Raw genomic sequence first — 23,432 nt, 5'->3', positions numbered from 1 at the left:
GGTCAGGAGAGCCAGGTTTCGATGGCGTGCGCCATGGACGGAGCCTGGTCCTCCAGCATCGTGAAGTGATCGCCCTTCACCTCCCGCTCGGTGTGCTCGGTGTGCCACGTGGCGCGCCAGTCCCCCGAGGGGGACGGCGACAGCGGCGTGTCCGGATGGAGGAAGAGGATGGGCGCCGCGACCTCGCCCAGCTCGCATTCGCGGAACAGCTTGTAGTAGCGGCCCATCGCCGACAGGCGCGCGTTGGTGAAGGGCCCGAACGCGTCTTCCCTGTCGAACATGCCCTCGACCATCTGCGTCCCGAGGTCGTCGATCACCTTGTCCTCGGGCATGAAGGTGTCGAGCAGGATCAGCCCGGCCGGGCGGACGCCGATGCCCTCCAGATAGGTGGCCGCGGCGTGCGCGAAGATGCCGCCGGCGCAGTAGCCGAGCAGGGCGAAGGGTCTCCCGTCCGCCGCGTTGAGAACGCTGTGCGCCCACATGCGCACCGCGGCGTCGGCCGTACCGGGGAGACTCTCCTCGGGGGCGAAGCCGAGGACGGGCAGGGCGAGCAGGTCGCGCACCCCCTGGAAGTTCGCCGCGAGGCGGGCGAACTGGGCCGCTCCCCCCAGTGCCATGGGCGTGCTGAAGCAGAACAGCGCGGGCTCGGCGGGGCCGGTCGCCAGCTTGAGCGGCGGCGGGATCTCATCGAGCTCGTCGGGCGAGTCGAAGGAGGGGCGCAGGTCGGCCACGGCCCGCAGCACGGCCAGGCCCTGGTGCGTCTTGCCGGTGCGGGCCGCCTCGCCGAACAGCGCGCTGAGGCTGTCGCCCGCGTGCGGGTCGCCGGTCCCCGTGCCGCCGAACTCCGCCGACAGGTGCCGGGCCAGGGCGGCGGGGCTGGGGTGGTCGAAGACCACGGTGGCGGGCATGCGCAGTCCGGTGGCCGCGGCGAGGCTGTTGCGCAGCTCGACCGAGGTCAGCGAGTCGAAGCCGGCTTCCAGGAAGTTCTGGTCGGGGGCGATCGAGTCGGGCCCGGAGTGACCCAGCGCCCGCGCGGCGTGCGCCCGCACCAGCTCGCGCAGCCGCTCGACCCGCTGTTCGGCCGGCAGCCCGGCCAGCTCCGCCGCCAGTGACGGGTCGTGCGCGTCCTGACCGGCCGCCGCGCCGTCGGCGGCCAGGATCTCCTGTACCTCGGGCAGCGCGCGAAGCAGCGGCCGCGGCCTGGCGAGGGTGAAGACGGAGGCGAACCGGGACCAGTCGATGTCGGCCACCACGCGGTGCGACTCGTCGTGGTCGAGGACCAGCTCCAGGGCGCTCACCGCCGCGTCGGGCTCCATGACGCGGACGCCGAGCCGGCGCAGCCGCGCGCCGACCGCCTCGTCCACCATGCCGCCGCCGCCCCAGGCGCCCCAGGCGACCGAGGTGGCCGGGAGCCCGCGGGCGCGCCGCGCGTGGGCCAGCGCGTCCAGGAAGGCGTTGGCTCCCGCGTACGCGGCCTGTCCCGCCTGGCCCCACACCGCCGAACCTGAGGAGAACAGCACGAACCGCTCCACCGGGTGGCCGAGCGACAGCTCGTCGAGAAGCACCGCGCCCGCGATCTTGCCTTCGACCGTCTCCGCGAACTCCGCGATCGTGCTCTCGGCGAGCGGCACGTCGTCACGCACGACCCCGGCCGCGTGCACGATCGCGGTCAGTGGCTGCCCGCCGGGCAGGGAGTCGAGCACGCGGCGCAGCCCGTCGCGGTCGCCGACGTCGCAGGCGGTCACGGTGACCTTGGCGCCGAGCGCCGTCAGCTCGGCCTCCAGCTCGGCGACGCCTTCTGCGGCCGGGCCGCGGCGGCTGATCAGCGCGAGGTGCTCGGCGCCGCGGGCCGCCAGCCTACGGGCGAGGTTCGCGCCGACGCCGCCGGTGCCGCCGGTGATGAGCACGGTGCCGTGCGGCCGCCAGGGGGTCTCGGGGGCCGCCTCGCCGAGCGGCGCGCGCTCCATCCGCCGGGCGAAGACGCCCGCCGCCCGTACCGCCAATTGGTCTTCGCCGTCGAGTCCGGACAGCGCGCCGCAGAGGCGGGCGACGCCACGCTCGTCCAGCACGGCGGGCACGTCGATCAGCCCGCCCCAGGTGTCGGGATGATCCAGCGCGAGGACGGTGCCGATGCCCCACACCACCGCCTGGGAGGGGGACAGGACTTCGGCCGCGCGCTCCACGGCCACCGCGCCCGAGGTGAGCGCCCACAGCGGCGCGGAGATCTCCGTGTCCGCGAGCGCCTGCACCAGCGTGACGGTCATGACCGCGCCGCGGGACAGGACCGGGTGGGCCGGGTGCGGCCGGTCGTCGAGTGCCAGCAGGGACAGCACGCCGGTGACCTGCTCGTCGGGGAGCGCGTCGCGGAGGGTACGCCCGAGCGTGGCCCGGTCGTGGTCGCGCACCTGGATCGGCACCACCTGGGCGCCCGCCTTGGCCAGCCCGTTGAGGATCGAAGCGGCCGTGGTGTCGACGCCGTCGGTGTCCGGGAGGGCGATGATCCAGGCTCCGGTCAGCGTCGCGTCGGCCGCCTCCCGTACCGGCCGCCAGGCGACCTGGTAGCGCCAGGAGTCCAGGGTCGCCGTCTGCCGCATCTGGCGTCGCCACGCCGACAACGCGGGCAGCACCTCCTCCAGGGCGGCCGGGTCCACCTCGGCGAACCGCGGTACCTCCCCTCGGTCCACCGCCTCCCAGAACCGTCCGTCGAGCGGGTCGGCGGGCGTGGTGACCGCGGGCGCGGATTCCAGCCAGTAGCGCTCCCGCTGGAAGGCGTAGGTGGGCAGGTCCACCCGGCGGGCGCCGGGGTAGAGCGCGGGCCAGTCCACGCCGACGCCGCGTACGTGCAGCTCGGCGAGCGAGGTGAGCATGCGGGCCTGCCCGCCCTGCTCACGGCGGAGCGTGCCGCTGACCACGGCGTCCCGGCCGAGGGCGTGGAGGGTCTCCTGGATGCCCATGGTGAGCACCGGGTGCGGGCTGGACTCGACGAAGACCGCGTGACCCCGCTCGACCAGCGCGTGGACGGCCGCGTCGAACCGTACGGTCTGACGCAGGTTGGCGTGCCAGTACGCGGCGTCGAGCCCGGCGGTGTCGATCCAGTCACCGGTCACCGTCGAGATCATCGGCACCTCGCCCGGCCGGGGCGTGATCGGCGCGAGGTCACGCAGCAGGCGCTCGCGCAGCTCGTCGACCTGGGCCGAGTGTGAGGCGTAGTCGACCGGTATCAGCTTGGCCCGGATCCCCTCGGCGGTGAGTTCCGCGACCAGGTCGCCGAGCGCGCCGGGCGCCCCGGAGACCACGGCCGAGCGTGCTCCGTTGATCGCGGCCAGGGAGTACTCACCCGGTCGCCGGGCAAGGCGCTCGGTCAGTTCTTCGACCGGCAGCCCGACGGAGGCCATGCCGCCGCGGCCGGCGAGCACGGCGCCGATGGCCTGGCTGCGCAGGGCGACCACGCGGGCGCCGTCCTCCAGCGACAGGCCGCCCGCCACCGTGGCGGCGGCGATCTCGCCTTGGGAGTGCCCGATCACCGCGTCGGGGCGCACGCCGTAGGAGCGCCACAGTCCGGCCAGCGCCACCATGACCGCCCAGAGCAGCGGCTGGACCACGTCCACCCGCTCCAGCGGCGGCGTGCCCGGCTCGCCGCGCAGCACCTGGGCCGGCGACCAGTCCACGAACGGCTTGAGCGCCCGCTCGCAGGCGGCGAAGTGCTCGGCGAAGGCCGGCGACTCGTCGAGCAGTTCGGTGGCCATGCCCGTCCACTGCGAGCCCTGGCCGGGGAAGACGAACACCGTCTTGCCCGGCGCTCCGGCCACCCCGCCGACCCCGGCGGGCACCTGTTCGCCCGCGGCGAGAGCGCGGACGGCCGCCAGCAGCTCCGCACGGTCCCGGCCCACTGCCACAGCGCGATGACGGTAGGCGGTACGGGTGGTGGCCAGGGAGAAGCCGATGTCGGCGGCGGACTGGCCGGGGTGGCGCTCCACGTGTGAGCCGAGCCGTTCGAGCTGGGCGCGCAGGGCGGCCGCGCTCTTGGCCGACACCGTCCACGCGACCGCACCCGCAGCCGCAGCCGCCGTCGGAGATGCGAGCTGGGCCCGGGCGGCGTCGGTCGAGGTGGGCTCAGTCGGCGCGGCATCGGTCGGAGTGGTGTCGTCTGTCAGGGCCTGTTCGAGGATCACGTGCGCGTTCGTACCGCTGACGCCGAAGGCGGACACCCCGGCGCGCCGGGGCCCGCCGCTGTCCGGCCAGTCGACGGCTTCGGTCAGCAGTCGGACGTTCCCCGCGGACCAGTCCACGTGCGACGAGGGCTCGGACACGTGCAACGTCTTGGGCAGCAGGCCCGCCCGCATGGCCAGCACCGCCTTGATCACACCGGCGACCCCGGCGGCGGACTGGGTGTGGCCGATGTTGGACTTGATCGACCCCAGCCACAGCGGCCGGTCGGCCGGGCGGTCGGCGCCGTAGGTGGCCAGCAACGCCTGCGCCTCGATCGGATCGCCCAGCGTGGTGCCGGTGCCGTGCGCCTCGACGAGGTCCACGTCGGCGGCCGCGACTCCGGCGTCGGCCAGCGCGCGGCGGATGACCCGCTGCTGGGACACCCCGTTCGGGGCGGACAGGCCGTTGCTGGCGCCGTCCTGGTTGATCGCGGAGCCGCGGACGACCGCGAGCACCGGATGACCGTTGCGGCGCGCGTCGGACAACCGCTCGAGCAGCAGCAGGCCGGCGCCCTCGCCCCATCCGGTGCCGTCGGCGTCGTCGGAGAAGGCCTTGCACCGCCCGTCGGGCGCCAGGCCACGCTGGCGGCTGAACTCCACGAAGATGTCGGGGGTGGGCATGACGGTCACCCCGCCGGCCAGCGCGAGCGTGCTCTCTCCGCTACGCAGCGACTCGCACGCCCAGTGCAGCGCCACCAGCGACGAGGAGCAGGCCGTGTCGATGGTGGCCGCGGGGCCCTTGAGCCCGAACACGTACGAGATCCGGCCCGAGATCACCGCGGTGGAGTTGCCCGTCAGCAGATGGCCCTCCGCGCCTTCCGCGGGTGCGCCGAGGCTGCCTCCGTACCCGTCGGCGAAGGCGCCGACGAAGACGCCCACCTGGCTGCCCTTCAGCGAGCGCGGGTCGATGCCGCCGCGCTCGAACGCCTCCAGCGCCACCTCCAGCATCAGGCGCTGCTGCGGGTCGGCGGCCAGCGCCTCCCGGGGCGAGATGCCGAAGAACCCGGCGTCGAAGTCGGCGGCGTCGTGCAGGAACCCGCCCTCGCGCGTGTACGTGGTGCCCGGACGGGTCAGGTCCGGATCGTACAGGGTGGACAGCTGCCAGCCCCGGTCGTCGGGGAACAGCGACACACCGTCGCGGCCGTCCGCCACGAGCTGCCAGAGCGCCTCGGGGTCGTGCACGTCCCCGGGGAACCGGCAGCTCATGGCGACCACCGCGATCGGCTCGTGTTCGCGGGCCTCGGCCTCGCGGAGCCGTTCCCTGGCCTGCTGGAGATCGGCGGTCACCCGCCGGAGGTAGTCGAGGAGCTTCTGCTCGTCCGCCACGTCACGTCACCTTCCGGAAGTTTCAGAGCCCCTTGTCGATCAACGCGAACAGCTCGTCGGCGCTCGCCGACTCCACGGTCTGGCCGGTGTCCGCCTGTTCGCCGCGCCATTGCGCCAGCAGTCCGCGCAGCCGGGCGGTGACCGTCGACCGTGTCTCCTCGTCGGGCGTGAGCGCGCCGAGCAGGCGGCCCAGCCGGTCGAGTTCCTCCAGCGCCCGCTCGCCCGTGGGCCGGTCGTCGGGCGCTACCTCCGTGAGCAGGTACTCGGCCAGCGCGATCGGCGAGGCGTGGTCGAACGCCAGCGTCGTCGGCAGCCGCCGATCGACGGCGGCGTTCAGCCGGTTGCGCAGCTCCACCGCGGTCAGCGAGTCGAACCCCAGCTCGTCGAATGGCCGGTGCGGATCCACCTCTTCGGCGGAGGCGTGTCCGAGCACGGCGGTGACCTGGTCGAGCACCAGGTCGAGCAGGATCCGCCGCCGCTCCGGTTCTGGAAGCCCGGCCAGTCTGGCCTGCAGACCGGCGCCGGAGCCACGATCCGCGGAGGCGGCGCGGCGCGGGCGGGCTCGTACCAGCTCGCTGAGCATCGGCGGCAGGGCGTCGCCGCGCGCGCCCAGCGCCTTGAGGTCGAGGCGAATCGGCACCAGGGCCGGCTCGGGCCGGAGCAGTGCGGTGTCGAACAGCGCCAGGCCCGTCTCCGGGGTGAACGGGACGATGCCCTCGCGGGCCATCCGGGCGACCTCCGCCTCGGCGAGGGTGTCGAGCATGCCCCCACTGCCCGTCCACGGACCCCAGGCCAGCGAGGTCGCCGGAAGCCCCTGCGCCCGCCGCCAATGGGCCAGCGCGTCCAGGAACGCGTTGGCCGCCGCGTAGTTGCCCTGTCCCGCGCTGCCCATCGTCCCGGCGGCCGAGGAGAACAGGACGAAGGCCGACAGGTCGAGGTCGTGCGTCAGCTCGTGCAGGTTCAGCGCCGCGTCCGCCTTGGGCCGCAGCACACCGTCCATCCGTTCGGGGGACAGCGCGGTGATCGGGCCGTCGTCCAGGACGCCCGCCGCGTGCACCACGGCCGTGAGCGGCCGGCCCGCGAGCAGTTCCGCGAGCGCGTCGCGGTCGGCGACGTCGCAGGCCGCGATCTCGACCCGCGCGCCGAGCTCCGCGAGCTCGGCGCGGAGCTTCTCGGCGCCTTCGACCGCGGCGCCGCGACGGCTGGTCAGCAGCAGATCGCGTACGCCGTGCCGGGCGACGAGATGGCGGGCGACGAGCCTGCCGAGGGCGCCGGTGCCGCCGGTCACCAGCACGGTCCCCTCAGGGTCGAGGGGTGCCGGGATCGTCAGCACGACCTTCCCGACATGCCGGGCCTGCGACATGAACCGGAACGCCTCGGGGGCCCGCCGGAGGTCCCAGGCCCTCATGGGGAGCGGCTGGATCTCGCCCTGCTCGAACAGGCGCAGAATCTCGCGCAGCATGTGACCGATCCGCTCGGGACCGGCCTCGACGAGGTCGAAGGGCGTGTAGCCGACCCCGGGGGCGATCGTCTCCGCGTCTCGGATGTCGGTCTTACCCATCTCCACGAACCGGCCACCCGCGGACAACAACCCCAGAGAGGCGTCCACGAACTCCCCGGCCAGCGAGTTGAGCACCACATCGACCTGGCCGAACTTCTCCGCGAACGCCAGCGTCCGTGACGAGGCCACATGGTCGTCGTCCAGGGGCAGCGCGGCCCATTTGCCGGGGCTCGCCGTACCGAACACCTCCGCGCCCAGCCGGCGTGCGAGCTGCACCGCCGCCATGCCGACCCCACCGGCGGCCGCGTGCACCAGCACCCGGTCCCCTGCTTGAAGGTCGGCCAGATCGACCAGCCCGTAGTAGGCGGTCAGGAACGCCACCGGCACCGACGCCGCCTGCGCGAACGACCAGCCGACGGGTATCGGAGCCACCTGCCGGTGATCCGTGACCATCAGCGGGCCGAACGCGCCGCCGTCGAACAGCCCCATCACGCGATCGCCGGGGGCGAACCCGGTGACGCCGGAGCCGACCTCGACGACCACGCCGGCGCCCTCCAGCCCCATCGCGCCGCTCTCGCCCGGGTACATGCCGAGGGCGTTGAGCACGTCGCGGAAGTTCATGCCGGCCGCGCGTACGGCGATCCTGATCTCTCCCGGCCGCAGGGGCGCGACGGCCTCGGGCGCGTCGACGAAGGTCAGGCCGTCCAGGGTGCCCTTGGCGCGGCTGTCCAGCCGCCAGGTGGCGCCGTCCGCCGGCGGTGTGAGGCCGGTGTCGGGCGCGGGGGTGAGCCGGGCCGCGAGCAGGGTGCCCTCTCTCAGGACGAGCTGCGGCTCACCGCTGAGGGCGGCGGCGGCGATCAGGCCGGTGGCGGCGGCGTGGTCGTCACGGCCGTCGCGGTTGTCACGATCGTTGTGGCTGTCGCGATCGTGGCCGTCGCGATCGTTGTGGCCGTCGCGATCGTTGTGGCCGTCGCGATCATCGAGGTCCAGGAGGACGAACTGGCCGGGGTTCTCGGCCTGCGCGGACCGGAGCAGGCCCCACACCGCGGCGCCCGCGAGGTCGCGCCCGCTGTCGGGGGCGACCGCCTTCCTGGTCACGAAGAGGAGCCGCGATTCGGCGAGGCGCGGGTCGGCGATCCAGGTCCGCACCAGGTCGAGCGCACGGTGAACCGCCGAGCGGACGGCTTCGGCCGTGGCGTCGGCGGTCGCGGCGGCGTCGGCGGTGATGTCAGCGGTGATGTCGGCGGTGGCCTCGGACCGGTTCAGGACGGCTGGGCTCACGATGACGAGCTCGGGCGGGTCCTCTCCCGAGTCGACGGCCCGGAGCAGCGCGGACAGGTCGTCGTACGGCTGCGCGCCGGCGATCTCGCCGCCGATGGCCCAGCACCGGCCCAGGGACACCGGCTCGGCCGGGATCGGCGTCCAGCCCAGTCGGAACAGCGCGCGTTCCGCGCCGGGCCGTGGACCGGAGAGTGTGTCGAGGGTGATCTGGCGCAGGACCAGCGAGCCGATCGACACCACCGGCTGACCGAGTGGGTCGGCCGCCTCCAGCCGGAAGGAGTCCTCTCCCATCGGAGTCACCCGTACGCGCAGGCTGGACGCCCCGGCGGCGTGCAGTTCCACGTCGGCCCACGTGAACGGCAACGCGGTGTGTTCGGCCGAGGCGGGACTGAACCCGAAGGCGTGCAGCGCGGCGTCGAGGAGGGCGGGATGGAGACCGAAGCGGGCCGCGTCCGCCGCCGCCTGCTCGGGCAGCTCGATCTCGGCGAAGACCTCCTCACCACGGGTCCAGGCGGCCCGCAGCCCACGGAAGGCCGGGCCGTAGAGAAGTCCCAGATCGGCGAGCCGCTCGTAGAGTCCGTCCACCTCGACCTGTTGAGCATCGGGCGGCGGCCACGAGGCCGCCTCAAACGCGCTGACCGGGGAGTGCGAAGAGTCCGAGGAGGCCGGGGCGAGGGCGCCGGTGGCGTGTCTGTCCCAGGGGGCGTCATCGGTCTGCGAATACATCGTGATCGTTCGGGTGCCGGAGTCGTCCGGATCACTCACCACGATCTGCAGCCGGACGCCGCCGTGTCCGGGGACAAGCAGCGGCCGCTCCAGGGTCAGCTCCTCGACCTTCCCGCAACCGACCTGGTCGGCCGCCCTGATGGCGAGTTCCACCAGGCCGGTGCCGGGGAAGACCGCCGCCTCGCCCACCACGTGATCGGCGAGCCATGGGTGCGAGGAGAGGGAGAGCCGGGCGGTGAACAGGAATCCGCCCGAGTCGGGCAGCTCGACCCCGGCGCCCAGCAGCGGATGGTCCGGGGCGTCCAGCCCGATGAACGAGGGATCGCCGCTCGACTGCGCGGGGTTCAGCCAGTAGCGCCGATGCTGGAAGGCGTAAGTAGGCAGGTCCACCCGGCGGGCGCCGGTCCCGGCGAAGAACCGCTGCCAGTCCACCACCGCGCCACCTGCGTGCGCCTGCCCGACCGCCGTCACCACCTGCTCGGCCTCGCCCCGGCCACGACGCAGCGCCGGTACGAACACCGGGCCGCGCCCGTCCTGGGGCTCGGGCACGCACTCCTGCCCCATCCCCGACAGCACCCCGTCGGGGCCGAGCTCGACGAAGGTCCGTACGTCCTGGGCATGGAGGAAGGCGACGCCGTCGGCGAACCGCACCGCTTCGCGGACATGGCGCACCCAGTACTCGGCCGTGAACTCCCGCACCGGCGCACCGGTCAGGTTGGACACGACCGGGACCGACGCGCTCCCGTACGACAGGCCCTCGGCCACCTCGCGGAAGGCGGCCAGCATCGGCTCCATCCGGGGCGAGTGGAAGGCGTGACTGACCGGCAACCGGCGGAACTTGGCGAACCGGCCCGCGACCCGCAGCACCGCCTCCTCATCCCCGGACAGGACCACCGAGGCCGGCCCGTTGACCGCCGCGATCACCACTCCACCGGCGCCCGCGAGGTCCCTCTCGGTCTCCTCTTCCGAGACGCCCGCGCGAACCCGCCCGGTGTCCTCTTCCCCAGCGTCCTCTTCTGCGGCGTGCTCTTCTGCGGCCTCCGCGAGGACTCGCCTGGTCTCTTCTTCTCCGGCCTGGACCGCGACCATCGCCCCGCCGGTCGGCAACGCCTGCATCAGCCGGCCCCGGGCCGCCACGAGCGCGCACGCGTCATCCAGCGACAGCACCCCGGCCGCGTGCGCGGCCGCCACCTCCCCGATCGAGTGCCCGAGCACGAAGTCGGGAACCACGCCCCACGACTCCACCAGCCGATAGAGCGCCACCTCCACCGCGAACAAGGCGGCCTGGGTGTACCCCGTCTGGTCCAGCAACTCCGGCCGCTCCCACATCACCTCCGTCAGCGGATGCTCCAGCAGCGGATCCAGCCGCGCGCACACCGCCGCCAGATGCTCGGCGAACACCGGATAGGCCGCCACGAGCTCCCGGCCCATCCCCACGCGCTGGCTGCCCTGCCCGGTGAACAGGAACGCCAGTTTCCCGCCGCTCACCACACCGTCGGCCACCTGCGACAGACCCGCCAGCAGCCCGGCGCGATCCGACGCGGTCACCACGGCACGATGCTCCAGAGCCGCCCGCGCCGTCGCCAGCGAGTAGGCCACGTCCGGTAGGGAAGCGTCTTCCCCCTCCTCCAGGTCCCGCCCCTCCAGGTAGGACCTCAGCCGCTCCGCCTGAGCGCGCAACGCCGCCGCGCTCCTCCCGGAGACCGGCATCGGCAGGGCCGGCGGAGCCGCCAGGGCCGTCGGCTCTTCGTGTTCGGCTTCGACCGCTTCCAGGACGACATGGGCGTTGGTCCCGCTGATGCCGAACGACGACACCCCGGCCCGGCGCGGGCGCTCGCCGCCCGGCCAGGGGATCGGCTCGGTCAGCAGCCGGACGTTCCCGGCCGACCAGTCCACGTGCGAGGACGGGGTGTCGACGTGCAGCGTCCTGGGCAGTACGCCGTGCCGCATCGCCATGACCATCTTGATCACACCGGCGACGCCGGCGGCGGCCTGGGTGTGCCCGATGTTGGACTTGACCGTGCCCAGCCACAACGGCCGATCCGGCGAACGGTCCCTGCCGTACGTGGCCAGCAGCGCCTGCGCCTCGATCGGATCGCCCAGGGTCGTGCCGGTGCCATGGGCTTCCACGACGTCCACGTCGGCGGGGGACAGCTCGGCGTCGACCAGTGCCTGGCGGATCACCCGCTGCTGGGAGGGCCCGTTCGGCGCCGTGAGCCCGTTGCTCGCGCCGTCCTGATTAACCGCGCTCCCCCGCACGACCGCCAGCACCTGGTGGCCGTTACGGCGCGCGTCCGACAACCGCTCCAGCAACAGCAGACCCACACCCTCGGCGAAGGCCGTACCGTCCGCCGCCTCCGCGAACGCCTTACAGCGCCCGTCCCGCGCCAGACCCCGCTGCCGGCTGAACTCCACGAAGATCTCCGGGGTGAAGATGATGGTGGCGCCGCCGCTGATGGCCAGGGCGCACTCGCCCCTGCGCAGCGACTCGCAGGCCAGATGGAGCGCGACCAGGGACGACGAGCACGCCGTGTCCAAGGTCACGGCCGGACCCTCCAGGCCGAGGACGTAGGCGATGCGGCCGGACATCACGGCCGTGGAGCCGCCGGTCAGCAGATGGCCCTCGACCCCGTCGGGGAATCCGGCCGGGCCGACGCCGTAGCCGGTGGAGGCGGCGCCGACGAAGACGCCCGTCTGGCTGCCCCGCAGCGCGGCGGGGTCGAGGCCGGCCTGTTCGAGCAGTTCCCAGGAGGTCTCCAGGAGCAGCCGCTGCTGCGGGTCCGTGGCCAGCGCCTCTCGCGGGCTCATTCCGAAGAAGCCCGCGTCGAAGTCCCCCGCGTCCGTCAGGAAGCCGCCTGTGCGGACGTAACACGTGCCGGCGCGCTCGGGGTCGGGGTCGTAGAGCCGCTCCAGGTCCCAGCTCCGGTCGGCGGGGAACTCCGACATCGCGTCCCGGCCTTCGGCGACCAGGCGCCAGAGCTGTTCGGGATCGTTCACTCCGCCGGGCAGGCGGCAGCTCATGGCCACGATCGCGATGGGCTCGTGCCGCCGGGCCTCCATCTCGTCCATCCGGCGATGGACCGACTGGAGCTCGGCGGTCGCCAGCCTCAGGTATTCGCGGAGCTTGCCGTCATTCGCCATCAGACTCAGACCTCCGTCGCGAGGAGCCAATCGCGTTGTCGAGAATGGTGAAGAGCTCGTCGTCCGTGGCCGACTCGTACTGCTCGGACTCGTCCTGCTCGGTCTCGGGCGCCTCGCCCCGCAGGTCGTTCCATTTGCGGACCAGTGACCGCAACCGGGCGGTGATCGCGGGCCGGTCGTCGGTCGCCGTCACCGTGGCGAGTGCGGCTTCCAGCCGGTCGACCTCGGCGAGTACGGCGGCGGCGGAGTCCTGGGCGGCCGGGCGGAACGCCTCCCCCACGCGGTCCGCGAGGGCGTTCGGTGTGGGGTGGTCGAAGACCAGGGTGCTGGGCAGGCGCAGGCCGGTGGCGGCGCTGAGCCGGTTACGCAGCTCGACGCCGGTCAGCGAGTCGAAGCCCAGCTCCTTGAAGGCCCGGTCGGGTAGCACCGAGTCGGGACTCGGGTGCCCGAGCACGCCGGCCGCCTCGGCGCGGACGAGCCGCACGAGCTCGGCCCTGCGTTCGTCCTCCGGCAGGCCGTCGAGCCGGTGTTTCAGTGTCGAGACGCCGGGCTGGGCGGCCCGCCGTACATGAGTGCGGGTCGGGTCGCGGACCAGGCCGCGCAGCAGCGCCGGCGGCGGGGTGCCGCTCGACCGCAGCGCGGCGAGGTCCAGCCGGATCGGCAGCAGCACGGGCTCGTCCACCGTCCGCGCCGCGTCGAACAACGCCAGTCCGTCGGCGGAGGAGAGCTGGACGAAGCCGGACCGGGCCATGCCGCTCATGGCGGTGTCGTCGAGGTGCGCGGTCATGCCGCTGCGTTGCTCCCAGAAGCCCCAGGCCAGCGACATCGCGGCGAGGCCGTGCGCCCGCCGGTGCGCCGCCAGCGCGTCCAGGAAGGCGTTCGCCGCCGCGTAGTTGCCCTGCCCGGCCTCGCCCAGTACGCCCGCCGCCGAGGAGAACAGCACGAACGCCGACAGATCCAGGCCCTCGGTCAGCTGGTGCAGCTGCCAGGCCGCCTCCGCCTTGGCGCCCACCACCGCGTCGACCTGCTCAGCCGTGAGCGACTCCACCAAGCCGTCGTCCAGCGCCCCGGCCGCGTGCACCACGGCGGACAGCCGGTGTTCCGCGCGCAGGCGGTCCAGGAGCCCGGCCAGCGCCGTACGGTCGGCGACGTCGCACGCCACGATCTCGGCCCGCGCCCCCGAGCCCGCGAGCTCGGCGCGCAGTTCCTCCGCGCCGGGGGTCTCGATGCCCCTGCGTCCCACCAGCACCAGATCGCGTACGCCGTGCTCGGCCACCAGATGCCGGGCCACGAGGCCGCCGAGCGTCCCGGTGCCTCCGGTCACCAGCACGGTGCCGTCCCGGTCGAACGCGACCGGCAGCGTCAGTACGACCTTCCCGACATGCCGGGCCTGCGACATGAACCGGAACGCCTCCCGCGCCCGCCGAATGTCCCACACCTGGATGGGCGACCGCTGGAACACGCCCTCCTCGAACAGGCCCAGGACCTCGGCCAGCATCTCGCCCAGCCGGTCCGGCCCCGTGTCGATCAGGTCGAAGGCGGTGTAGCTCACCCCGGGGGCGATCGTCTCCACTTGCCGGATGTCGGTCTTGCCCATCTCCACGAACCGGCCACCGGCCGGCAACATGTCCAGCGAGGCGTCCACGAACTCCCCGGCCAGCGAGTTGAGCACCACATCGACCTGGCCGAACTTCTCCGCGAACTCCAGCGTCCGCGAGGAGGCCACATGGTCGTCGTCCAGAGGCAGCGACGCCCACTTGCCGGGACTCGCCGTACCGAACACCTCCGCGCCCAGCCAGCGAGCCACCTGTACCGCGGCCATCCCCACTCCACCGGCGGCCGCGTGCACCAGCACCCGATCCCCTGACCGCACACCGGCCACGTCGACCAGGCCGTAGAACGCCGTCAGGAACGCCGCCGGCACCGACGCCGCCTCCGCGAACGACCAACCGGCGGGGATCGGCGCCAGCAACCGCCGGTCCGTCACACCCACCGGACCGAACGCGCCATCGAGCAGCCCCAGCACCCGATCACCGGGCACCAGATCGGCCACGGCCGAGCCGACCTCCAGCACCACGCCGGCGACCTCGCCGCCGATCGGGACGTCGCGCTCCGGGACCATCCCCAGCGCCACGACGACGTCGCGGAAGTTCATCCCGGCCGCCCGTATCGACAGCCGTACCTCGCCCGGTTCCAGCGGGCGGGCCGCCGCGGGGCATGGGACCAGCGCCAGGCCGTCCAGCGTGCCCTCGCCGGTGGCTTCGAGCCGCCACGGCTCGCCGCCCCAGGGCGGCAGCAGCGCTTGGCCGGTCGTGGCCCGCGCCAGCCTGGGCACCCATACCGCTCCGCCGCGTACGGCCAGCTGCGGCTCGGCGAGCGCCGCCAGCACGGCGGGCACCGGCACCGCGGAGTCGTCGAGATCCAGCAGCACGAACCGGCCGGGGTGCTCCGACTGCGCGGACCGCATCAGGCCGAGCACCGCGGCGGCGGCCAGGTCGGTCACGTCCTCGCCGTCCAGAGCGACCGCTCCCCTGGTGACCAGGGCGAACGTGGACTCTTCGAACCGGTCGTCGGCCAGCCAGGACCGTACGACGGCCAGGGCCCGATGGATCGCGCCCCGCACGTCTTCGCCGCCCGAGAAGGTGACGAACACCAGCTCGGGAGCCGACGGCAAGGAGGCCAGATCGGGATAAACGGTGGCGCCCAGTCCGGCGCCGAGCCCGCTCTCCTTCGCTTCCAACCCGGCGGCGAGCCCGGTCTCGTCCGTGCCCACCACGGCCCAGCTGCTCGGCGCCGGCGTCGTCTCGTCGGTGTACGGCGAGGCGATCCAGCCGACGCGGAACAGCGACTCGCGGCGCGGATCCGGCGCCGACGACACGAGCGGCCGGGACAGCAGCGACTCCACCGCGGCCACCGGGGCGCCCGAGGGGTCCGCCAGCCGCAGCGAGATCTCGTCCGGACCCGACGGGGTCAGGCGGACCCGCAACGTGGACGCGCCTTCCGCGTACAGCGACAAGCCGGACCAGGTGAAGGGCAGGCTCACCCCGTGGGCGGCGGTGTCCAGCAGGGACTCCGCGTGCAGCGCGGCGTCGAGCAGGGCGGGATGCAGACCGAAGCCCCCCGCCTCCCGCTGCGGCAGGGTGACCTCGGCGAACACCTCGTCCCCGAGCCGCCACGCGGCCTGGAGCCCGCGGAACGGTCCGTCGTACTCCAGACCCCGTTCGGCGAGGCGGTCGTAGACATCGGTCACGTCGACGGCCTCGGCGCCCGGCGGTGGCCAGGCGGACAGGTCGAAGTCCGCGGCGGGACGCGCGGCCGACACGACGCCGGTCGCGTGCCGGGTCCAGTCCGCGTCGTCCTCGGGGCGCGCGTGCAGCGACAGTGGCCGTCGCCCGCTCTCGTCCGGCGCGTCGATCCGCACCTGCGCCACCACGGAGCCCTGCGCGGGCAGCGCCAGCGGCGCCTCCAGGACCAGTTCCTCCAGCAGGGCGCAGCCGACCTGGCGGCCCGCGCTGAGGGCCAGCTCGGCGAAGGCCGCTCCGGGGAACAGGATCGTGCCGGACACCGTGTGACCGGCCAGCCAGGGGTGCGAGCGCAGCGACAGCCGGCCGGTGAGGACGATCTCGTCGGAGTCGGCCAGGGACAGTACCCCGCTGAGGAAGGGGTGGTCGGCCGCGACCAGGCCCGCGTGCACGACGTCGGCCGAGTCGCCGGCCTCCAGCCAGTAGCGTTCGCGTTGGAAGGCGTACGTGGGCAGGTCCACCTTGCGGGCGTCGGCCGAGGCGAACAGGGACGTCCAGTCGACCGGCGCGCCGTGGGCGCAGGACTCCGCGACCGAGGTGACGAATCTGGCCGCCGCGTCTTCGTCGCGGCGAAGCGAGCCGATGGCCACCACGCTGGTGCCCACGGCCTCGGCCGTCTCCTGAACCGCCGCGCTCAGCGTCGGATGCGGACTGACCTCGACGAACATTCCGTAGCCCTGCTGGACCAGGCTCTGGACCGCCTGCTCGAAGCGCACCGGCCGGCGCAGGTTGGTGTACCAGTAGGCGGCGTCGAGCTCCGCGGTGTCGAGCGGCTCGCCGGTCACCGTGGAGCAGAACGTCACCTCGGCCGTCCAGGGCACGATCCCGGCCAGGTCGGCCAGCAGCCGGTCGTGCAGCGGCTCGGCGTAGGCCGTGTGCGAGGGATAGTCGACCGGGATCATCTTGGCTCTGACGTCCTCGGCCTTCAGGCGATCGAGCAGTTCGTTCAGTGCCGTCGAGTCGCCGGCGACCACGACCGCGGTCGGGCTGTTCACCGCCGCTATCGACAGGCGCTCCGCCCAGGGGGCGAGCCGGTCGAGCGCCTCGCCGGGCGGCAGCGAGACGGCCAGCATGCCGCCACGGCCGGACAGGTTCTCGGTGATGGCCCGGCTGCGGAGGGCCACGACCTTGGCCGCGTCTTCGAGGGACAGCGCGCCGGCCACGCAGGCGGCGGCGATCTCGCCCTGCGAATGTCCCACGACGGCCTCGGGCTCGACGCCGTAGGAGCGCCACAGGTGGGCCAGCGAGACCATGACCGCCCACGCCGCGGGCTGGATCACGTCCATCCGGTCGAGTGGCCACGCGGGCGACTCGCCGCGCAGCACGTCCATCAGCTTCCAGTCGACGAACTTCTCGAGCGCGTCCGCGCACTCCGCCATGCGGGCGGCGAACGGCGGCGCGGCGTCGAGCAGCCCGAGGATCATGTCCTTCGACAGGACGGCCTGGCCGGGGAAGACGAAGGCCACTCGGGGCGAGGCGGTCGCCGTGCCGTACACGACGTTCGGGGCGGGGACCGCCTCCGCGACGGCGCGCAGGCCCGGCAGGAGGGCATCACGGTGGGCGCCGATCACCGCCGCGCGGTACGGGAGGGCGGCGCGCGAACTGACCAGGGAATGGCCGACGTCGACCGGCGACAATTCGGGGTCCTGCTCGACGCGGGCGGCCAGTCGCCCGGCCTGGGCCCGTAGCGCCTGCTCGCTCTTGGCCGTGACCACCCAGGGCACCACCGGGCAGGCCGTCTCGTCGCGGGGGGTCTCGGCGCGCGGGTGTTCCTCGATGATGACGTGCGCGTTGGTGCCGCTGACCCCGAAGGAGGAGACGGCCGCGCGGCGTGGGGTGTCCGCCGGTGTGTCCCAGGAGAGGTTCTCGGTCAGCAGGGCGATGCTGCCGGACGACCAGTCCACGTTCGGGGAGGGTTCGTCGGCGTACAGGGTCTTGGGCAGGGTGCCGTGCCGCATCGCGAGCACCATCTTGATCACCCCGGCCACGCCGGCGGCGGCCTGGGTGTGGCCGATGTTCGACTTGATCGACCCCAGGTAGAGGGGCCTGTCCTCCGGGCGCCCCTGACCGTAGGCGGCGAACAGGGCGCGCGCCTCGATGGGGTCGCCCAGCGTCGTGCCGGTGCCGTGCGCCTCGACCACGTCGACCTCGGCGGGCGTCAGACCGGCGGCGGCCAGCGCCTGGGCGATCACCCGCTGCTGGGACGGACCGTTGGGCACGGTCAGCCCGCTGCTGGCGCCGTCCTGGTTGATCGCGCTGCCGCGGATCACGGCCAGCACCTGGTGGCCGTTGCGGGTGGCGTCCGAGAGCCGCTCCAGCAGGAGCATGCCCGCGCCCTCACCCCAGCCCGTCCCGTCGGCGGCCGCCGAGAACGCCTTGCACCGGCCGTCCGGCGACAGCCCGCGCTGCCTGCTGAACTCGACGAACGTGCTCGGGGTCGACATCACCGTGACCCCGCCCGCCAGCGCCATGGCGCACTCGTCCTGGCGCAGGGCCTGGGCCGCGAGGTGCAGCGCCACCAGGGAGGACGAGCACGCCGTGTCAACCGTGATCGCCGGGCCTTCCAGGCCCATCAGGTAGGAGACCCGGCCGGAGGCGATGCTGCCGTCGCTGCCGTTGCCGATGTAGCCGCCGAGGTCCGCGGGCACGGCGCGGACCCTGGAGCCGTAGTCGTGGTAGATGACTCCGGCGAAGACGCCCGTGGAGCTGCCCCGGGCGGCGGCCGGATCGATGCCCGCGCCTTCGAAGGCCTCCCACGCGGTCTCCAGCAGCAGCCGCTGCTGCGGATCCATCGCCAGGGCCTCCCGCGGGCTGATCCCGAAGAAGTGCGGGTCGAACTGCGCCGCGTCGTGGAGGAATCCGCCGGAATTCGTCAAGCTCTTGCCGGGACTGTCCGGATCCGGGTCATAGAGGTCGACGTCCCAGCCACGGTCCGAGGGGAACGGCGAGATCGCGTCGGTCCCGGCGACCAGCAGCCGCCACAGCTCCTCGGGCGTGCCGGCGTCACCGGGGAACCGGCAGCTCATCCCGATGATCGCGATGGGCTCGGCGTCCTTGTCCTCGGCCTGCCGCAGCCGGCGGCGGGTCTCCCGCAGGTCGGCGGTGGCCCGCCTGAGGTATTCGAGCAGCCTGGTCTCGTTGTCCACGGCTCATCTCCGGGTCGGGGAAGCCGCCTGGTGACGGGCGACCAGCTCTTCTAGATCACGTACGCCGTCGGCCGGCGTCGGCGTCTTCGCCATGTCCTGCTGGATCCGGACCGCGTTCCGCCGGAACGGCTCTTCCTCCAGCAGCCGCAGCAGCCCGTCGCGCAGCGTCCGCGCCGAGAGCTGGTCGGGCTCGATGACCAGGCCCGCTCCCTGATGGGCCACCTGATGGGCCATGCCCGTCTCGTCGTAGAGCTGGGCGGGGACGATGAGCTGGGGCACGCCATGGGTGATGGCCGTGCAGGTGGTCCCCGTGCCGCCGTGGTGGACGATGGCCGAGCAGCCGGGCAGCAGGGAGTTGAGCGGGACGAAGTCCACGATGCGGACGTTCGCCGGCACCTTCGCGCCGTCCAGCTGGTTCTCCTTCAGGGTCGCGACCACCTCGACGTCCAGGTCGGCCACGGCCTCGAACAGCTCGGCGGCCCTGACGCTGCCGCGCCCGCCCCAGACCTCCCTGCCGGACACCCCTAGGGTGAAGCAGATCCGCCGCCGGGACGGCGGCTCCCTGAGCCAGGCCGGGATGGTCGAGGGGCCGTTGTAGGGGATGAAACGGACGCGCAGGTGGTCGTCCTCACCGGGGAAGCGCAGCCAGGCCGGCATGGAGTCGATCGTGGCCTGGCCGAGGATCACCTCCTCGTCGAAGTCGCAGCCGTACGCCGCCAGCTTCGCCGTGATCCACTCGACCACGGGATCCTCACGCGGTTCATCCGGCTGCTCCGCGCGCAGCCGGAGGAACAGCGAGCGCATCCGCGCCCAGTGATCGCGGCCGAAGGTCGACCGGACCTGCGCCGCGCCGCACGCCCGGGCGGCCACGGGGCCCGGGAAGGTGATGGAGTCCCAGACCACCAGGTCGGGCTGCCAGCTCCGGCAGAAGGCGACCAGGTCGGCGTACATGGACTCGTCGGTGATGAAGTCCAGGGCCATCGGGGAGCAGAAGGCGTCCAGGCAGTCGCGGACGTACTCGTAGGTGAGCACCTCGGGGCGCTCTTCCGCGATGTCGTATCCGGAGCCGTAGATCTGCCGGTCGAGCGGGGTTTCCGCCAGCCGCTCGGCCACGTCGGACTTTCCGCCGACCGATAAAGCGGTCAAGCCGGTGCTGGTAATGGCGTCGACGATGTCCGGCTGGCCGGCGACGATTACTTCGTGGCCCGCGGCTTTCATCGCCCAGGCGATGGGGACCATGAGAAAGAGGTGCGCGTTTGCCGCGTGTTGAGTGAACAGAACACGCATGAACAATTCCTCCAGATTATTTATCGCGTCGAATGGGACGCTACCTATGCGCGGATGACGGCCCGACCCCTAGGGGACCCCTCACGCTCCCCTGTGCGCGGCCGGATGATCGCCCACACGGGGGACAGCGTCGCCAGGAGGGCGGAGAGGGTCGCGGAGCAGATCACGGCGAGATAGACCCACGCCGGCCCCGGGGGCATCGGTGAGCCGTTGACCGCCATGGCGAACGGAATCAGGATGGGGGCGACCGCCGCCGTGCCGAGCACGACGCCGACCATGGCGACCACCACGGCCTCGATCCCCACCATCCGCAGGATCTGGCCACGGGTGAACCCGATCAGGCGTTGAAGACGGAATTCTCTGCGCCGCGATCCGGCTCCCATCGCCTGGGCGCTGATCACCGAGATGCCGGCGAAGATGATGATCACTCCGGTGAACAGGTAGTTGATCCAGGCCCGGGTCCGCCCCTGCTCGGCCGCGGTCATGGACGTTCCGGTGCCGTCGCCGACCCGCAGCGTGGGCAGGCGGCCCGTCGCCTCGACGAGGTCGGCGCGTAATTTCCGCGGGTCACCGCCGGGCGCCGCCCGGACCAGGATCTGGGTCGGCGAGCCGGCGGTCGTGTGGGCGGCGAGCAGGGTGGCGGGCAGCAGGATCATCTCGCCGCCGGGCCGGTCCGCGAGCAGCGCGACCACTCTCAGGTCCACCTTGGCGCCGTCGCCCAGCCGCAGGGTGATCGGGTCGCCGATCCCCCTGCCGAGCTCCTGGGCGTGCTGCCGGGTGAGGGCGACGGAATCGCCACGCAGTCCGGTGAGCGTGCCCGCCGTGAGGGAGATGTCCGTGACGCCCGCCGCCCCGTCCGCCGTGAGGCCCAGGAGCGGCCAGCCGTGCTCGCTCTGCCAGGGGTCGTACGGGCCCTCGACGAACCCGCTGCTGGTCGCCAGCTCCGACGCCGCCATGACCCCTGGGACGGACCGGACCCGGCCCAGCAGACCGGGACCGAAGCCGCCGGTGATCACGTGATCGGCCCGCAGGTCCTCCATGCGGACCTGCCGGACCTGGTCGGCCTGCGTCATCTGCAGATAGATGTTCGCCGTGCTGATCCCGGTCGCGAGCATGATGGGCAGGACCGCGGTGGCCATACCGAACGGCCGGGCGCAGCTGTTGAGCAGGGCGAGGCGGCCGATGGTCCTGGGCCGGGCGCGTACGGCCCGGCCGACCAGCCCGCTCATCGCCTTGGTCATCCTGGAGGCCACCACGGCCACGCCGAGGATCACCACGATCGCGGCGAGGCAGGCGACGCTCACCGCGGCCGACCGGATCATCACCATGGCCGAGCAGATCGTCGTGCCCACCACGCCGAGGCAGATCAGGGCGAGCGCCGCACGCGCCCGGTCGAGGCCGTGGTCCTGCGGCACCGAACTGAGCGCCGTGGCGGGGCGAGGCCGCGCGGCCCGCCAGATCGGGAAGAAGGCGGCCGCCAGTCCGGTGCACAGGCACACGGCGGCCGCGAGCGCGGCCGGGAGCCAGCCCGGGTCGAACCGCAGGGCCGCCGGTACGACCCCGTCGCGCACCAGGTGCCCGAACAACTGGCCGCCGAGGTGGCCGCCGAGCACCGTGCCCGCCGCTGTGGCGACGACCGAGATCGTCGCCACCTCGCCGAGCATCATCAGGCGGACGCGGCGGGGCGGCGTGCCCATCGCGTGCAGCAGCGTCAGCTCCGACGCCCGGTGCTCGACCAGGAGTCTCATGGTGCTGACCAGGACGAGCATGCCGACCAGGAGTGTCGTGCCGCCGATCAGGCCGGCGATGGTGACCAGGTTCTCGCGGCCGGCGCGCGCCTGCGCGAACTCGGCGAGCCCGCGGTCGTCCCCGGTGAGCGTCACCGCGGACTGGCCGCGCAGGGCGGCGCGCACCCGGCCCGCGAGCGCCTGCTCGCCCATCCCGGGCACGGGGATCACGGCTATCGCGTCCACCGAGTCCGGATGGCCGGACAGCCACCGCGCGTCGTAGGGCGTCAAGAACATCGCGGCCGCGGTGGCCGTACGTCCCGCCGCCGGGGCGGCCACACCGCTCACCCGGAAGGTCGCGACGGCACCACGGACCACGACCTGTATCCGGTCGCCCACGTGGCTGCCCGATCGCGTGGCGAGCGCCGCGTCCAGCACGACGTCTCCGGCCGTCGCGGGCGCGGTGCCGGCCCGCAGCTCGTACGGCAGCAGCCCCGCCGAGGTCCATTCGTGCCCCGTGGCCCGGGGCGCGTCCCCGCCGAGCATGGTGACGGGGATGGAGACGTCACCGATGGCGTCGGCGACCCCGGGCACCGCCCGCACGGTCTCCAGCAGGGACCGGCTCAGGCGTACGGTCTCGGACAGGCTCGCCCATTCGGCCTCGTCGTCGCCGGGGTCGTCGTCCGGCAACCGGTAGGACGGGTCACCCGCGACCACCACCGCGGCGCCGGCCAGGCGCTCGGGCGGGAACGCGGCCTGGATCCCCGCCGCCATCAGCCCCGCGCACGCCGCCACGATGGCGGCGGCGGCGAAGATCGTGGCGAGCACCGCCGAGAACGCGCCCCTGCGGTGGGACAGCGTACGCAGGGCCAGACGCCACATCAGGACGGCTCTCCCCGGTCCCACATCGCCAGATGGGCCATCCGCTCCGCCGCCGCCTTGGTGGGCGGGAGCGCCAGCTCGTCCACGACCCGGCCGCCGGCCATGAAGTAGACGTGGTCCGCGTAGGCCGCGATCCGCGAGTCGTGCGTGGCCACCACCACCGTCTGTCCCGCCCGCGCCGATTCGCGCAGCAGGCCGAGCACCTGGTCGAGGCCGTCGTTGTCCTGCGCGCAGGTGGGCTCGTCGGCGAAGATCACCGGCGCCCGGCTGACCAGGGCCCGCGCGACCGCCACCCGCTGCTGCTCGGCGAAGGACAGCCGGTGCGGCAGGTCGTGCAGGTGGTCGGTCAGGCCGATCTGCGCGATCACCCGGTCCAGCAGCACGGTGTCGACGCTGCGGCCCGCCAGATAGCCGGGCAGCGCGATGTTCTCCGCCACGTTGAGCGCGGGCAGCAGGTTGGACCCTTGGAAGACGAAGCCGAGCCGGTCACGCCGCAGCCTGGTCAGCGACGCGTCGTCGAGGTCGGTCAGCTCCTCGCCGTCGAGGACCACCGACCCCGACGCCGGTCGCTCCAGTCCCGACGCGCAGCGCAGCAGCGTGCTCTTGCCGGACCGCGACGGCCCGATGACCGCGGTGAGCGCGCGTTTCCGGCAGCCGATCGTGACGCCGCTCAGCGCCACGAAGCTGCCCTTCCCGGTGGTGTAGGTCTGTCGTACGCAATTCAACCGTACGATGTCGCCTTCTTCGCTCCTCGGATTGTCCGCAGCTCTGCTCATAGAACGGATGCTAATCACCGATTCATATTCCGCACATCGGCCTGAAGGGCCATCCGTCTCCTCCTCTTCAGGGATGGTTCGGTGGCATGAACGGTGCTCGGGCCGGAAAATCGGACTCTTTGTCGGAGG

At 73.2% G+C, this 23,432-nt stretch carries 6 protein-coding genes; all 6 read right to left on the bottom strand.

The features are described from left to right. Positions 1 to 2: 2 nt before the first annotated feature. From AB0H88_RS10980 to AB0H88_RS10955, 6 genes are read right to left on the bottom strand one after another with little or no spacing between them, the layout of a single operon-like run. Positions 3 to 5,534: a type I polyketide synthase gene (locus AB0H88_RS10980; RefSeq protein WP_357643107.1), complete on the bottom strand. Its 5,532-nt coding sequence runs from the start codon at positions 5,532 to 5,534 to the stop codon at positions 3 to 5. A gap of 22 nt (positions 5,535 to 5,556) precedes the next feature. After that, the gene (locus AB0H88_RS10975) at positions 5,557 to 12,183 is read right to left on the bottom strand and encodes a type I polyketide synthase (RefSeq protein WP_357643106.1); all 6,627 of its coding nucleotides are present in this window, start codon (positions 12,181 to 12,183) and stop codon (positions 5,557 to 5,559) included. Next, the gene (locus tag AB0H88_RS10970) at positions 12,173 to 18,631 is read right to left on the bottom strand and encodes an SDR family NAD(P)-dependent oxidoreductase (protein WP_357643105.1); all 6,459 of its coding nucleotides are present in this window, start codon (positions 18,629 to 18,631) and stop codon (positions 12,173 to 12,175) included. Before AB0H88_RS10970 ends, AB0H88_RS10975 begins: the two co-directional genes overlap by 11 nt. A gap of 3 nt (positions 18,632 to 18,634) precedes the next feature. Continuing rightward, on the bottom strand, positions 18,635 to 19,918 hold the full coding sequence (locus AB0H88_RS10965; RefSeq protein WP_357643104.1) for an activator-dependent family glycosyltransferase: 1,284 nt from the start codon (positions 19,916 to 19,918) through the stop codon (positions 18,635 to 18,637). Positions 19,919 to 19,962: 44 nt separating this feature from the next. After that, complete coding sequence (locus AB0H88_RS10960; RefSeq protein WP_357643103.1) at positions 19,963 to 22,527, bottom strand: ABC transporter permease; 2,565 nt, start codon at positions 22,525 to 22,527, stop codon at positions 19,963 to 19,965. After that, positions 22,527 to 23,303: an ATP-binding cassette domain-containing protein gene (locus tag AB0H88_RS10955; protein ID WP_357643102.1), complete on the bottom strand. Its 777-nt coding sequence runs from the start codon at positions 23,301 to 23,303 to the stop codon at positions 22,527 to 22,529. Before AB0H88_RS10955 ends, AB0H88_RS10960 begins: the two co-directional genes overlap by 1 nt. Positions 23,304 to 23,432: the final 129 nt, after the last annotated feature.

Source organism: Nonomuraea sp. NPDC050680 (assembly GCF_040654555.1).
Classification (GTDB): Bacteria; Actinomycetota; Actinomycetes; order Streptosporangiales; family Streptosporangiaceae; genus Nonomuraea.
This window is presented reverse-complemented; position numbering and strand designations above follow the sequence as displayed.

Coding starts and splice junctions, on each gene's coding strand:
- AB0H88_RS10975 (WP_357643106.1), bottom strand. CDS start 12,183: ATGGCGAATGACGGCAAGCTCCGCGAATACCTGAGGCTGGCGACCGCC.
- AB0H88_RS10965 (WP_357643104.1), bottom strand. CDS start 19,918: ATGCGTGTTCTGTTCACTCAACACGCGGCAAACGCGCACCTCTTTCTC.
- AB0H88_RS10960 (WP_357643103.1), bottom strand. CDS start 22,527: ATGTGGCGTCTGGCCCTGCGTACGCTGTCCCACCGCAGGGGCGCGTTC.
- AB0H88_RS10955 (WP_357643102.1), bottom strand. CDS start 23,303: ATGAGCAGAGCTGCGGACAATCCGAGGAGCGAAGAAGGCGACATCGTA.